Source organism: Anoxybacillus mongoliensis (assembly GCF_014201515.1).
Lineage (GTDB): Bacteria > Bacillota > Bacilli > Bacillales > Anoxybacillaceae > Anoxybacillus > Anoxybacillus mongoliensis.
This window is the reverse complement of sequence record NZ_JACHEQ010000002.1, coordinates 36,406-50,453: the sequence shown is the minus strand read 5'-3', so window position 1 is coordinate 50,453 and position 14,048 is coordinate 36,406. Positions and strand designations below refer to the sequence as shown.

Genomic DNA, 14,048 nt, shown 5'->3' with positions numbered 1-14,048 from the left:
AAGAGGGGAATACCCCCTCTTATTTTTGCTTTCCTTTCAATGCATACTCTTCGGCTAATTTATCAATTTCTTTTTTCAATTCTTCAACCATCGTTTCTTCTGGTACTTTGCGTACAATTTGTCCATGGCGGAACAATAATCCTTCTCCGCGAGCCCCTGCAATACCAATGTCAGCTTCACGCGCTTCTCCAGGCCCATTTACTGCACAGCCGAGAACTGCTACTTTAATCGGTGCTTTAATTTTTGCGATATATTCTTCAATTTCATTTGCGATGCGAATTAAGTCAATTTCAATTCGTCCGCATGTTGGACAAGAAATTAATGTTGCAGCGTTCGCTGCAAGACCGAATGCTTTCAGCAACTCGCGAGCCACTTTTACTTCTTCAACAGGGTCAGCGCTAAGGGATACACGCACCGTGTTACCAATTCCTTTGCTTAAAATGGCGCCGAGTCCTGCCGCACTTTTTACTGTTCCTGCAAATAACGTACCCGATTCCGTGATGCCGAGGTGTAGCGGATAGTCGAATGCGCGAGCCGCTTTTTCATATGCTTCAATCGCTAAGCGAACATCGGAAGCTTTCAATGACACGATAATATCTTGAAAATCAAGGTCTTCTAAGATGCGGATATGATGCAAAGCGCTTTCAACCATCCCCTCCGCAGTGGGATAGCCGTATTTCTCTAAAATGCGTTTTTCGAGTGAGCCAGCGTTCACTCCAATGCGAATCGGTACGCCACGTTCTTTTGCTGCTTTCACAACCGCTTCTACTTTTTCCCGCTTTCCGATGTTTCCAGGGTTAATGCGAATTTTATCTGCCCCGTTTTCAATCGCTTTTAAAGCAAGGCGATAGTCGAAATGAATATCGACAACGAGTGGAATATTAATACGCTTTTTTATTTCAGCGATCGCATCTGCTGCTCTTTCATCTGGGCAAGCGACGCGAACGATTTGGCATCCAGCTTCTTCAAGTCGATGGATTTGGGCAACGGTTGCATCGACATCATGTGTTTTTGTTGTCGTCATACTTTGAATGACGACTTCATTATTCCCGCCAATGGTGATGTTCCCTACACGAACAGGACGGGTTTTTGAACGATGAATGATTTCACTCACGCGTCAATCGCTCCTTTAACGTATTGATCAAGTCATTTTTTATTGTAGCAATGTTTCGTATTTGTTGACAACGTTTTTGCTATTTCTGCTTATAGTGTGGAATGCGATACGTTTTTCCTGCTTGAAGTGAGTGCGCGTTCACATGTGGATTGAGCGCTTGAAAGTCGGTAATGAGTTGATCGATAGACACCGGCAATTTACCATTCATTTCACGCTCGATAATGGAGAGGAGTGTATCGCCACGTTGGACGGTTACTTCGCGATACGGTAAATCGTTCGTTTGCTTGACCGTTGTTTGCGAACGAATCGTATGAATCGTTCCGTCTGTGAGATCATGGTAAGCGATGGCACATATAGCAATGAACATAAGAAAGATAAACATGTTTTTCATTCCATTCCCCACCTATGTTTCTTCTTTACTCTATTCATATGGCTTGTCCCCGTGATATATGAGTAAAAATTACATTCCCTTTACATCACTTAACATTCTCTTAACGTAACATTTATATTTTTCTGGTATTCTTTGTCTGTATTTGTCGAAGGGGGGGTGTGCCGTGCGTGCACAAATTAAACAGCAATTGAAAAATATAAAAAAGCATATAGGAACATTTCGTGTTCAACCATCACCAAAAGTAAAAAAATGGCTATTAAAAATTAGTTTGCAAAACCGTTTATTCATCTTATTTTTTAGCGTTCTAATTAGTTCGTTGAGCATTGTTGGGATGATTGCTTATCATCAAGCGAAAGAAACGACGGTCAAAGCGATTGAAAACCGTCTTGAGAGAGAAGCGACAATGATGTTTGAAGTGACACGCAATCTTATGTATATTCATGCCGGAAATGAACAACTGTTTGAAAAAAGTTTACGTTCTGCGATCAAGCAACAAAAAGCAGAACTCATGCAAGATGGATTAAGTGTAGATGTATTTTTAATTCGAGAGGGGAAAGTAAAAACATTTGAGCGGAATGAACAACTGAATGTACCGAAATCGATTCAAGAAACGATTGTGAAACAAAAAAATGGCGTGTCGCATTTGGAGTGGAACGGACGTACATATACATTTGCTTATAAAACGATTCAAGAATTAAAAGGAACATACGTTGTAGCCGTACCTGACGAACAGTTTATGCAACCTATTCAACAACTCGCCAATCTAACACTCATGGCTATTGTGATTAGCGTCATCGTTGCAACATTTATGATTAGATGGTTAGTTAGTGGATTAACGAAACCGATTGCTCAACTTCGCCATGCAATGAGTCGATTGTCGCGTGGAGATTTAACTGTTGACGAACATATGTATTCGACGACGCCAGAAATCGATTCGCTTGCGCGTAGTTTTCAACGGATGTTGACGAGCATGAAAAATGTCATTCGTGAAATGAACGAAACAACAAAACAGTTGGCTATTACAGGAGGAGACTTAGAGCAGGTGTCTGAACATGTCATTGAGTCAAACGATCAGCTCATATCAGCTATTGCAACCGTAAAGCAAGGGGCAGAAGAAACAGCAAATGCTTCAGATGAAAGCATTCATCGAGTAGATGAGATGAAAAAACGAATGGAACACGTATTAACAAGTGTACAAAACATTTCAGCGAGTGCGATCGATATGAATGAATCGTCCAAAGGCGGAGAAAAGCGAATAACGCATTTAATTGCTGATATTCATTCGTTTGCTGAACAATTTAAAGAAGTAAGTGACACGATTCAAAGTGTGAAACATCATTCCACGTTGATTACAAAAGTTGTCGATGTCATTCGCCAAATTGCAGAACAAACAAAATTGTTGGCGCTTAATGCAACCATTGAAGCTGCTCGTGCTGGTGAAGCAGGAAAAGGATTTGCCGTTGTCGCCACAGAAGTGAGAAAATTAGCGGAACATGCTTCAAAAGCAACGGAAGAAATTACATCGTCCATTTTCGCGATGGAAGAAGTATCAATCCATGCGACCAAACAGTTTGAAGGGATGGTCACACATCTGCAACATCAAATCACGTCTGCAAATGAAGCGAAGCGTTCCTTTGATCATTTATTAAAAGAGATTCAGCGCGTCAATCGCAACGTAGCGCAAATGGAAAATGAATTAGAACAGTTTCAACAATTATTACCGATGATCGAGACAGTTACGATGGCGTTTGCTTCGGTTGCCCAACAAACGCTAGCAAGTGCGGAAGAAATGATGTCGGTCTCGTATGACCAAACGAAGCAAATGAACGATATGTACCGTGTCGGTGAACGGTTAAACGAATTATCCCAGTCGTTATCTACACTAACTACAGCATTCAAATTGTAAGAAGCAGGCTCATCAGCCTGCTTCTTTCACGGAAGGAAGTTCTTTAATGGAAACGAACAAAATGGTGACAGAAACAAACCAATCTAACGCAACAGCGTATGGAACGACAATTTGTAATGCGTCCATAATTGTAAAAAAAATTGTTGCTAGTGTGATGGAGTAAGCGGAAAGGCTCCACATATGGCGATATGAGCCACGTTTATTTAACGTGCCGCGGAAAATAAGACCGATGAACGCTAGGACGGTAACGTAAAGAAATTTGCTCGTACATGTGAAAAAGTATAAAACAAAAAACGATAGCGAAATGACGATAGGGAGTAGCGATTGTAGCGTGTGCGTAAACTCATATACGTCTTTGTTTGTAAAGCGATCGATTTGCATGACACGATATGGATATGACTGAACGTGTCCATTCGCCACAAGCGCAAACTCCTCTTTTAGAAACGCGACTGCATTTGTGTAGCGTGCTACATCATCTGTTGTTAGTGTGCCTGTGCTATCTAATAACATCGTTACGTCAGGACGTGTAAGCTCAATCGGTTGTTTTTCATTAGATATTAATATTCCATCAACGACTTCAAACGGAGGAAGTTCTTCGATCAATAGTTGATGCGTTGAACCGATCATTTTGTTTATACTTATCGTAAAGTAAATGGCAATCGGTAACGTCGCAATGAGCGATAAAAAGAACACGTAGCTAATCGCCTTTCCGATTGGATGAAAGCGAAAGCGGGCAATATGTATAGGAGAATAAAGACTTTGTAATAATCGTTTCCACATCATCATTCACATCCTTTACGCATCATCATTTCTCATTCTACTTCTTTTTATGTTCGCTACACAACCATTTTGTTTCAAGTGTAGTATGTATTGACGATATATATCTTTTTTGATAAAATTACCATCGGATATGGCGGACCCTTAGCTCAGCTGGTTAGAGCGGACGGCTCATAACCGTCTGGTCGCAGGTTCGAGTCCTGCAGGGTCCATCTGCCTCGCTAAGTGAATTAGCGAGGTTTTTTTGCAAATAATTTGAAACATTCGTTTTATTTTGGTACTCTTAAAGTAGGTTCACTTATGAAACTTTTCTGTTTCTAAATATAATTAATCGGTTTCATTTGTGACCAATTACATAATAAATGAGGAGGAATGAAGTATGGCATTTGAACTACCACAATTGCCTTATGCTTACGACGCGTTAGAACCACATATTGATAAGGAAACAATGAACATTCATCACACAAAACATCATAACGCGTACGTAACAAACTTAAACGCAGCGCTTGAAGGTCATCCAGAATTGCAAAACAAAACAATTGAAGAGTTAATGGCTAATTTAGATGCAGTACCGGAAAACATCCGTACAGCTGTTCGTAACAATGGAGGGGGACATGCAAATCACTCGCTCTTTTGGACTATTCTCTCACCAAATGGTGGCGGTGAACCAACAGGCGAATTAGCTGAAGCGATTAATGCCACATTCGGTAGCTTCGAAAAGTTTAAAGAAGAATTTTCAAAAGCTGCAGCTACGCGCTTCGGTTCTGGTTGGGCGTGGCTTGTCGTCCATAACGGTCAACTTGAAGTAACAAGTACACCAAACCAAGATACACCATTAATGGAAGGTAAAACACCGATTTTAGGATTAGACGTGTGGGAGCATGCGTATTACTTAAAATATCAAAATCGCCGTCCAGATTATATTTCAGCGTTTTGGAATGTCGTCAACTGGGACGAAGTTGCGAAGCGCTACGCGGCGGCAAAATAATGATGAAGAGCTCGACAAATTTTGTCGGGCTCTTTTTGTATATCGCTATAAAAGAGTAGGCAAACTACTTGTCAAGAAAGGGAGTTTGCTTATGAACAGATGGAAACGAATCATCGCGCATATTCGCGCGCATCGACAATTGTTTCTTTTATTGGCGATTGGTGGATTGTATTCTTTAAGTATCGCTTTATCGAATACGTTTGTGAACGTATATGTTTGGAAAAAAGTAAACAGTTTTCATGCGCTAGGTGTGTACAATTTAGCAATCGTTACATGGCAACCACTTGCGTTTATTGTTGCTGGACAAATTGCGAAAAAGATTGATCGAGTCATTGTTTTACGAATGGGCGTTACGTTTTTAGCTCTCTTTTTTTTAGTTGTATTGTTTAGCGGAAATAAGGCGATGAACCATTTGTTTTTACTTGGCGGATTGCTAGGTGTTGGTTACGGTTTTTATTGGCTCGCATTTAACGTATTAACATTTGAAATTACTGAACCGAGCACACGTGATTTATTTAATGGATTACTTGGAGCGATGACGTCTGTGGCTGGAATGATTGGTCCACCACTGGCAGGATGGGTTATCGCTTCAAGTGAGAAGTTTACCGGGTATATGGCGATTTTTTTAGCTTCCTTATGTTTATTTCTTGTTGCTGTTATACTTAGCTTTTTTTTGCATCGAAGAGGTTCGTCAGGGCGCTTTGCGCTTCGTTCAGTGTATGATGAGAGAAAGAAAAATAAAAACTGGAGAATGATCACGAACGCCCATTTTTTTCAAGGATTTCGCGAAGGAACGTTTGTGTTTATTGTTTCCATTTTTTTGTTTATGGCGACAGGAACAGAAAAAGCGCTTGGTGTATTTGGGTTGATTAACGCGATTGTTTCGTTTATTACGTACTCGTTTGCGTCCAAATATATGAAACGACAATGGCGGTTGCGCGCTATTTTATTTGGTGGCTTATTGTTATATGCCTCTGTCTTTTTACTCGTTTTTGATTTATCGTACACAAAGCTGATGATATATGGAGCGCTTATCGCAATCGGCTATCCGATTTTACTTGTTCCGTATTTGTCGCTTACGTTTGACGTGATTGGACAAAGCAATCAGGCGAAAGAGTGGCGAATTGAATATATTGTCATTCGAGAATTGTTTTTGAACGGTGGACGTGCAACGTCTGTGCTATTGTTTTTATTAGCCATTACGCTATTTGATGCAAAAGAAGCTATTCCATCATTAATGCTAATTGTTGGAGCCGGTCATTTCATTATTTATTTTTTTGTTCGACGTATTCAACTTTCAATGTAGAAATTTGCGAGCGTTTCTTTTACAATGATGAAGGAGCAAGTAAAGGAGGTGCTCGCTCGTTTTGAAGCAAATACAACAAGCTCAAAAAGCAAAGAAAAAGAAAAAACGAACGCAGTTGCCATTTCGATTAAATGTGTTATTTTTTGCTGTTTTTTTACTATTTTCTGCGCTTATTTTACGATTAGGTGTGATCCAAATCGTTTACGGGGAACAATATCGCAAGGAAGTAGAGCGTACGGAAAATGTCACTGTCAATACACCGGCGCCACGCGGGAAAATTTATGACCGGAACTATCAAGTTGTTGTTGACAATGAACCTCTTCATGCGATTACGTATACGCGTACGCAAACAACGAAACCTTCTGAAATGATTGAAGTAGCGAAAAAGTTAGCGACATACATTGAAAAGCCGACGGATCGTGTAACAGAACGGGACATAAAAGACTATTGGATTTTAACGAATGAGGAAAAAGCAAAACAAAAAATTACAGAAAAAGAATGGAAACAGTTTCGCGCGAAAAAGTTGAAAGATAAAGATATTTATCAGCTGCAGCTTGAGCGCATTACAGAAGAAGATGTAAAAATGATTAAAGAAAAGGAACTTGAAGTTGTTGCTATTTTTCGGGAAATGAATAGCGGATACGCTCTGACGCCTCAAATGATTAAAAATGAAGGAGTAACAGACGAAGAATATGCGGTTGTTAGTGAGCATTTAGAAGAACTGCCTGGTATAGATGTCACAACAGATTGGAACCGTCATTATGCATTTGGTGATACATTTCGTACAGTGCTCGGAAATATTACATCGTCAGAAGAAGGATTGCCACGCGAAAAGCTTGATTATTATTTGGCGCGCGATTATAACCGAAATGATCGTGTAGGAAAAAGTTACATTGAAGCTCAATATGAAGATGTGTTGCGCGGGCAAAAGGCAAAAATTAAAAATGTGACCGATAAAGCAGGAAATATTATTGAAACAATTGAAATGTCGCAAGGACAACGAGGCAAAGACATCGTATTAACGATCGACATGGAATTACAACAACGTGTCGAGAAAATTATTGAAGAAGAATTAATGACAATGAAACGGCGCGGTGGAACGGAATTACTCGATCGTGCTTTCGTCGTGATGATGGATCCGAACACGGGAGAAATTTTATCGTTAGCTGGAAAACGGTATACACGTGATGAAAATGGAAAAGTAGTATTAAAAGATTATGCTCTTGGAACGATTACATCAGCATATGCGATGGGATCAGCAGTAAAGGGGGCTACTGTATTAACAGGGTTTCAAACCGGTGTTATCCATCCTGGTACAGTACTTATTGATGAACCGTTATATATTAAAGGAACGCCGACGAAAAAATCGCATAGCGGTATTCGTCCAGGACCGATGAACGATTTAAAAGCACTTGAAATGTCGTCGAACGTCTATATGTTTAAGACGGCAATTGCGATTGCTGGCTCTACGTATCGCCCGCATCAAGCGCTACCGATTAAAAAAGAAGCGTTTTCGATTATGCGACGATACTTTAATCAGTTCGGTTTAGGAGTGAAAACAGGTATTGATTTACCTGGTGAAATTATTGGGTGGCCTGGACAAAGTACGCTTCCAGGGCATTTGCTTGACTTAGCTATTGGACAGTTTGACGTATATACACCGATTCAAATGGCGCAATACGTTTCAACGATTGCTAACGGTGGATATCGCATTCAACCGCACGTTGTGAAAGAAATTCGTGAACCAATTAGCGAGAAAAATCAGATGGGCAACGTCATTTATTCGTTTGAACCGAAAGTGTTAAACCGAGTAGATATGAAGACAGAGTATATTGAACGTGTCCGTGAAGGATTTTATCGTGTCATGCATGGCTCAAACGGAACAGCGCGTGCCTTTTTCGCAAATGCTCCTTATGATCCAGCAGGAAAAACAGGAACTGCACAGGCGTTTTACGATGGACCGATCAAATCGAGACGAATGACGCCAACATACAATTTGACGTTAGTTGGGTTTGCCCCTTACAACAATCCAGAAGTGGCGTTTGCTGTCGTTGTGCCTTGGGTATACCAAAATGCGAAAAACCATTACCCAATCAATAACTACATTGGGAGAAAAATTTTAGATGCATATTTTGAGTTGAAAAAACAGCGCCAATTAGGACAACCATCTTCTACTGAATCGTTGAATAATGATGAGGAAACAATGGAAAGATAAAAGAAAGTGAATTTACAAAAGCTTAACATTTGTTTAAAACGAATTTAATACGTGTCCATTATTCTATAATTCGTGAAGCAAAAATTACTGAAAAGAAGTAGGGGGAAATCAAAAGATGAAGAACAACAAATGGTTTGCACTCGCAGGAATGACAAGCGCTGTATTAGCATTTACAACTGCATGTGGTGGCGCTCAACAAGGCGATGAAGCTGGCAAAGAAAACGGTGGAAAACAATTAAGTGGCAACGTTGTTGTTGATGGATCTTCTACTGTTTATCCAATTGTTGAGGCTGCAGCTGAAGCATATGCGGGTGAACAACCAGATGTGAAAGTATCTGTTGGTTTGTCCGGAACAGGTGGCGGGTTTGAAAAGTTTACGAAAGGTGAAACAGACTTTTCAAACGCTTCTCGTCCGATTAAAGAAGAAGAAAAGAAAGCAGCTGAGCAAAACGGCATTCAATTTGAAGAATTTCAAATTGCGTTTGATGGTCTTTCTGTGTTAGTAAATAAGGATAACGATTGGGTCGATTATTTAACAGTTGATGAATTGAAGAAAATTTTTACATCTGGTGCGGTGAACGGTGATGACAAAGTCAAATGGTCAGACATTCGTCCAGAATGGCCGAACGAAGAAATTAAATTATTCTCACCAGGACATGACTCTGGTACGTTTGACTACTTTGATGAAGTTATTTTAGATGGACAACCGTTAAACAAAACAGCACAATTGTCTGAAGATGATAACGTCCTTGTTCAAGGAATTGCAGGTGACAAAAATGCGCTCGGTTACTTCGGATTTGCATACTACATTGAAAATAAAGATAAATTGAAAGCTGTGCCAATTGATAACGGAAACGGTCCGGTAGAACCAACACATGAAACAATCCAAAGCGGTGAATACGCGCCACTTTCTCGACCATTATTTACGTACGTGAACGTAAAATCGTTAAAAGAAAAAGCGCAAGTGTATGATTTTGCGAAATTTTTGTTAGAGAACGGTGCAGAGTTTGTTGAAGAGGTTGGTTACGTAGCTCTTCCAAAAGAAAAGTACGATGAGCAATTGAAAAAGCTTGAAGGATTAAAATAACGAAACGTAAAGATGAGAAGCGACACAATGGTCGCTTCTCATCTTGCCATGAATTTGGAAAGGGGTTTTCATATTATGGCGATGACAGATGGGAATCGTTCATATTCCGTCCGTGACATGATTAAAGAAAATAAGAAAAAACAAAACGGACAACAAGTTATGGAATGGCTCATGCCAAAATTGTTATTGTTAACAGCTATCATTTCAATTTTGACGACAATCGGTATTTTATTTACACTGTTATTTGAAACGTTTATTTTCTTTGAGCGAGTGTCGATCGTTGAATTTTTAACGAGCAAAGAATGGCTTCCATGGGATGAAAAAACAGGTTCATTTGGTATTGCTCCTCTTGTAACAGGGACGCTTTTAACAACAACGATTGCCATGGTCGTTGCGATCCCGATCGGTTTAGCATCAGCGATTTACTTGAGTGAGTATGCATCTGAAAGAGCACGGAAAATATTAAAACCGATATTAGAAGTGTTGGCGGGAATTCCGACGATTGTATACGGATTTTTCGCATTGACGTTTGTTACACCTCTTTTACAAAAATTTATTCCGAGTTTGGGGATTTTTAATGCGTTAAGCCCAGGAATTGTGATGGGGATTATGATTATTCCGATGGTTGCTTCTTTATCTGAAGATGCGATGAGTTCCGTGCCAAACTCCATTCGTGAAGGAGCGCTTGGTCTCGGTTCAACGAAGCTAGAAGTAGCATTAAAAGTTGTCCTTCCTGCAGCGACTTCAGGTATTGCAGCATCATTTATGCTAGCAATTTCTCGCGCTGTTGGTGAAACGATGATTGTAGCAGTAGCGGGTGGCTCATCTCCTGTCTTTACATTCGATGTAACGAAATCGATTCAAACATTAACTGCTTACATTGTCCAAGTGACGACAGGAGATGCAGGATACGGTACAACTGTTTACTACAGCATTTATGCGGTCGGTATGACGCTATTTGTGTTTACATTGGCCATGAATTTACTCGCGCAATACATTTCTCGTCGCTTTAGGGAGGAGTATTAATCATGGAGAAATTAATTGATAAACAACGTGTTGTTCAACATATGAACGGTCGCCTGTTGCGCAATAACGTGTTAAAATTTTTGTTTTTTCTAGCTACAGTATTCGGATTAATTGTTCTCGTCATTCTTCTATATCGGATACTCACTCAAGCAATTGGCTGGCTAAATCTCGATTTTTTAAATAACTTTCCGTCTCGTCGTCCGGAAAATGCAGGAATCAAAGCTGGGTTAGTTGGCTCATTATGGCTGATGGTTATCGTTGCGCCTGTTTCGCTTATTCTTGGAGTGGGAACAGCGATTTACTTAGAGGAATATGCGAAAAAAAATCGCTTCACAGATTTTATTCAAACGAATATTTCAAATCTAGCTGGTGTTCCGTCTATTGTATTCGGTTTGCTCGGATTGACGCTTTTCGTTCGTGAACTTAATTTAGGTCGTAGCATTCTCGCGGCCGGCTTAACGATGAGTTTGCTCGTTTTACCTGTCATCGTTGTCGCGGCACAAGAGGCGATCCGCGCCGTGCCAAATCAATTGCGAGAAGCATCGTATGGTATGGGAGCAACGAAATGGCAAACGATTTATCGCATCGTTCTCCCAGCGGCGATCCCTGGTATTTTGACAGGTAGCATTTTAGCTTTATCCCGTGCTATCGGTGAAACGGCACCGCTTGTTGTTTTAGGTATCCCGACGTTTTTAGCATATTTACCACGCGGCATTTTGGACACATTTACTGTAATGCCGATGCAAATTTACAACTGGACGTCACGTCCACAAGCGGACTTCCAAAACGTAGCGGCAGCAGGAATCGTCGTATTACTCGTTGTGCTAATCTTTATGAACTCGATTGCCATTTTTATTCGCAACAAGTTTCAAAAACGTTATTAATTGCGCGTTGAAAGGGGAACTTATTAATGGAATTAACTGTTGTGAAAGAACGTAAAAATAAACAAGTTGAAGAACGAAGCGAAAAAAATGTAGTGTATCGGACGAAAAACTTAAATTTATGGTACGGGGAACATCACGCGTTAAAAAATATTGACTTAGATATTTACGAAAATGAGGTTACAGCTATTATCGGTCCGTCAGGTTGCGGAAAGTCAACGTATATTAAAACGTTAAACCGAATGATTGAGCTTGTTCCAAGCGTGCGTACATCTGGTGAAATTACGTATCGTGGTCGCAATATTTTTGATAAATCGTACCGTGTTGAAGAATTGCGTACACAAGTTGGTATGGTATTCCAAAAGCCGAATCCGTTCCCGAAATCAATTTACGATAACGTTGCATACGGTCCGCGTATTCATGGTATTCGCGATAAGAAAATTTTAGACGAGATCGTCGAAAGAAGCTTACGTGGTGCTGCAATTTGGGATGAGGTGAAAGACCGTTTGCACACGAATGCATATGGATTGTCTGGTGGACAACAACAACGTTTATGTATTGCACGCTGTTTAGCGATTGAGCCAGATGTTATTTTAATGGACGAACCGACATCCGCCCTTGACCCTATTTCAACATTAAAAGTAGAAGAGCTTGTGCAAGAGTTAAAGAAAAACTACAGTATTATTATCGTTACACATAATATGCAACAAGCGGCGCGTATTTCTGATAAAACAGCATTTTTCTTAAACGGTGAGGTCATCGAGTATAGCGACACAGATAAACTATTCTCAAATCCAGACGATAAACGAACAGAAGACTACATTACAGGTCGATTCGGATAAAAAATCGTGCGGGTACGCTCGCACGATTTTTTCAAAATGATAAAAAGGGGGAGTGAATATGTCTGTACGTGAAAAATTTGATTACGACTTACAAACGTTGCGAGATCAATTATTACAGATTGGGAGTTTGGCTGAAATTGCATTAACTCAGTCATTTGAAGCATTAAAAACAAAAAATAACGATTTAGCTCTACAAGTGCTTGAGAACGATACGAAAATTGATTTGCTTGATGAAGAAATTAATGATTTTGCGATTTTACTAATTGCGAAACAACAACCGGTTGCGATCGATTTACGTCGAATCATTGTCGCCATTAAAATCGCAACGGACGTTGAGCGGATGGCGGACTTTGCTGTTAATATCGCAAAATCAGCAATTCGAATCGGGGAACAGCCGTTTGTTATGCCATTAAATAAGTTAGAAAAAATGCATGAAATGGCAGTAAATATGCTTTCGTTAACGCTAAAAGCATATTACGAAGAAGATGTTGTTACGGCTAAAAAGGTAGCCGATATGGATGATGAAGTCGATCGCTTGTACGGTGAAACGATTCGGGAGTTGCTAGAGCGTACTAAAGCACATCCAGATGCGATGTCGCAAATTACTCAACTGTCGTTCACAGCACGTTACATCGAGCGCATTGCAGACCATGCGACAAACATTGCCGAAAACGTGTTTTATTTAGTGAAAGGAAAGCATTATGATTTAAACGATTGAAGCAAAAGGATGTCCGGCGTTGGACATCCTCATTTTGTTATGTTTCGTGCGATTTGTTCATATGACATGTCGCTTGTCACAACGTACGTCCCGGGGCGCAATGCGCGCGTTAAGTGATGTGTTTCAAGGTACGTTAAAAATGATTGAGCATTGTCAATAATATGCGCTTGTTCAAGACGTCTAGCAATATCTTGACTTGCTTCCCCTTTAGCGATTGTCAACGTATAAATGTACGTTTCTTTTTGAGATGGAGTTGCTTTTTTCATTTCATTTTTTAATTTTTCAAGTTTTTCAGCTAATTCATTTCGTTCAGCAATGAGTTGTTCATATTGTTTTTGTCTGATGGCATCGTTTTGTCGTTGTTCATCATTTGTATAATGAACGATAGCTAGTATCGTTGTAGCAAACAACATCCCAGCCGCAAATGCACGTGTTGTTCTTTTCATCGATCATTCCTCGCGATCATGATGTTTACCTCATCTATCGACATGTTAAGCTTACGAGCAATTTGCTCTTTTGCCCATCCTTGCTTATATAAGTGCCATATTTGCTCTTCATTTGAAAACGACTCGATTCCGACAAGCAATTCTTCTTCAAGCGCTTTGACTCTCTTTTTTACTTCGTATATTTGCTGCATCGTCGATAATGTCAACTGCTCGATTTGTTCTTCTACTTCTTTGACACGATCTTTTTGAAAAAAAGAGATCAACAATAGTATGATAGCAAAAGAAATGAGCCCAATAAATGTATATTCGATCATGTTTGTCACCCCACTTTATTATACATAGGAATGTAGC

General features: G+C 40.0%; 14 protein-coding genes and 1 tRNA gene. 10 read left to right on the top strand and 5 right to left on the bottom strand.

Annotated features, from left to right (window positions below; genetic code table 11):
- Nucleotides 1-19 precede the first annotated feature (19 nt).
- Nucleotides 20-1,114 (bottom strand): flavodoxin-dependent (E)-4-hydroxy-3-methylbut-2-enyl-diphosphate synthase, encoded by a 1,095-nt coding sequence (gene ispG / locus HNR43_RS02255; protein ID WP_183240887.1) that lies wholly within the window; start codon nt 1,112-1,114, stop codon nt 20-22.
- 79 nt (nt 1,115-1,193) lie between these two features.
- Nucleotides 1,194-1,505 carry a type IV pilus assembly protein FimV gene (locus tag HNR43_RS02250; protein ID WP_183240885.1) on the bottom strand — a complete coding sequence of 104 codons (312 nt, stop codon included), beginning with the start codon at nt 1,503-1,505 and terminating at the stop codon, nt 1,194-1,196.
- A gap of 163 nt (nt 1,506-1,668) precedes the next feature.
- On the opposite strand from HNR43_RS02250, the gene HNR43_RS02245 reads away from it, so the two are divergent.
- Entirely contained in the window at nt 1,669-3,411 is a 1,743-nt protein-coding gene (locus tag HNR43_RS02245) for a methyl-accepting chemotaxis protein (RefSeq protein ID WP_183240883.1), read from the top strand.
- Between the two features lie 12 nt (nt 3,412-3,423).
- Here HNR43_RS02245 and HNR43_RS02240 read toward each other — a convergent pair whose 3' ends face one another.
- On the bottom strand, nt 3,424-4,197 hold the full coding sequence (locus HNR43_RS02240; protein ID WP_183240880.1) for a DUF1189 domain-containing protein: 774 nt from the start codon (nt 4,195-4,197) through the stop codon (nt 3,424-3,426).
- 129 nt (nt 4,198-4,326) lie between these two features.
- Here HNR43_RS02240 and HNR43_RS02235 point away from each other — a divergent pair.
- The 9 genes from HNR43_RS02235 to phoU all read left to right on the top strand — a co-directional run bounded on the left by HNR43_RS02235 (nt 4,327) and on the right by phoU (nt 13,251).
- Nucleotides 4,327-4,400: transfer RNA gene (locus tag HNR43_RS02235), tRNA-Ile, on the top strand.
- Between the two features lie 167 nt (nt 4,401-4,567).
- A complete protein-coding gene (gene sodA / locus HNR43_RS02230; RefSeq protein WP_183240877.1) occupies nt 4,568-5,176 on the top strand; it encodes a superoxide dismutase SodA in 609 nt (202 codons plus the stop codon).
- Nucleotides 5,177-5,267: 91 nt separating this feature from the next.
- Nucleotides 5,268-6,482, top strand: a complete 1,215-nt coding sequence (locus HNR43_RS02225) for an MFS transporter (protein ID WP_183240875.1) — start codon at nt 5,268-5,270, stop codon at nt 6,480-6,482.
- Nucleotides 6,483-6,543: 61 nt separating this feature from the next.
- Nucleotides 6,544-8,697 carry a peptidoglycan D,D-transpeptidase FtsI family protein gene (locus HNR43_RS02220; RefSeq protein WP_183240872.1) on the top strand — a complete coding sequence of 718 codons (2,154 nt, stop codon included), beginning with the start codon at nt 6,544-6,546 and terminating at the stop codon, nt 8,695-8,697.
- Nucleotides 8,698-8,812: 115 nt separating this feature from the next.
- A complete protein-coding gene (locus HNR43_RS02215) occupies nt 8,813-9,784 on the top strand; it encodes a PstS family phosphate ABC transporter substrate-binding protein (protein ID WP_183240869.1) in 972 nt (323 codons plus the stop codon).
- Nucleotides 9,785-9,859: 75 nt separating this feature from the next.
- On the top strand, nt 9,860-10,810 hold the full coding sequence (gene pstC / locus HNR43_RS02210; RefSeq protein ID WP_183240867.1) for a phosphate ABC transporter permease subunit PstC: 951 nt from the start codon (nt 9,860-9,862) through the stop codon (nt 10,808-10,810).
- A 2-nt stretch (nt 10,811-10,812) separates the two neighbouring features.
- The gene (gene pstA, locus HNR43_RS02205; RefSeq protein ID WP_183240864.1) at nt 10,813-11,694 is read left to right on the top strand and encodes a phosphate ABC transporter permease PstA; all 882 of its coding nucleotides are present in this window, start codon (nt 10,813-10,815) and stop codon (nt 11,692-11,694) included.
- A 26-nt stretch (nt 11,695-11,720) separates the two neighbouring features.
- Nucleotides 11,721-12,533: a phosphate ABC transporter ATP-binding protein PstB gene (gene pstB / locus HNR43_RS02200; protein WP_032100059.1), complete on the top strand. Its 813-nt coding sequence runs from the start codon at nt 11,721-11,723 to the stop codon at nt 12,531-12,533.
- Nucleotides 12,534-12,591: 58 nt separating this feature from the next.
- On the top strand, nt 12,592-13,251 hold the full coding sequence (gene phoU / locus HNR43_RS02195) for a phosphate signaling complex protein PhoU (protein ID WP_183240862.1): 660 nt from the start codon (nt 12,592-12,594) through the stop codon (nt 13,249-13,251).
- A gap of 29 nt (nt 13,252-13,280) precedes the next feature.
- Here phoU and HNR43_RS02190 read toward each other — a convergent pair whose 3' ends face one another.
- A complete protein-coding gene (locus tag HNR43_RS02190; RefSeq protein ID WP_183240860.1) occupies nt 13,281-13,697 on the bottom strand; it encodes an endolytic transglycosylase MltG in 417 nt (138 codons plus the stop codon).
- A complete protein-coding gene (locus HNR43_RS02185; RefSeq protein ID WP_221248124.1) occupies nt 13,694-14,011 on the bottom strand; it encodes a hypothetical protein in 318 nt (105 codons plus the stop codon). The genes HNR43_RS02190 and HNR43_RS02185 overlap by 4 nt, the downstream gene beginning before the upstream one ends.
- Between the last annotated feature and the right edge of the window lie 37 nt (nt 14,012-14,048).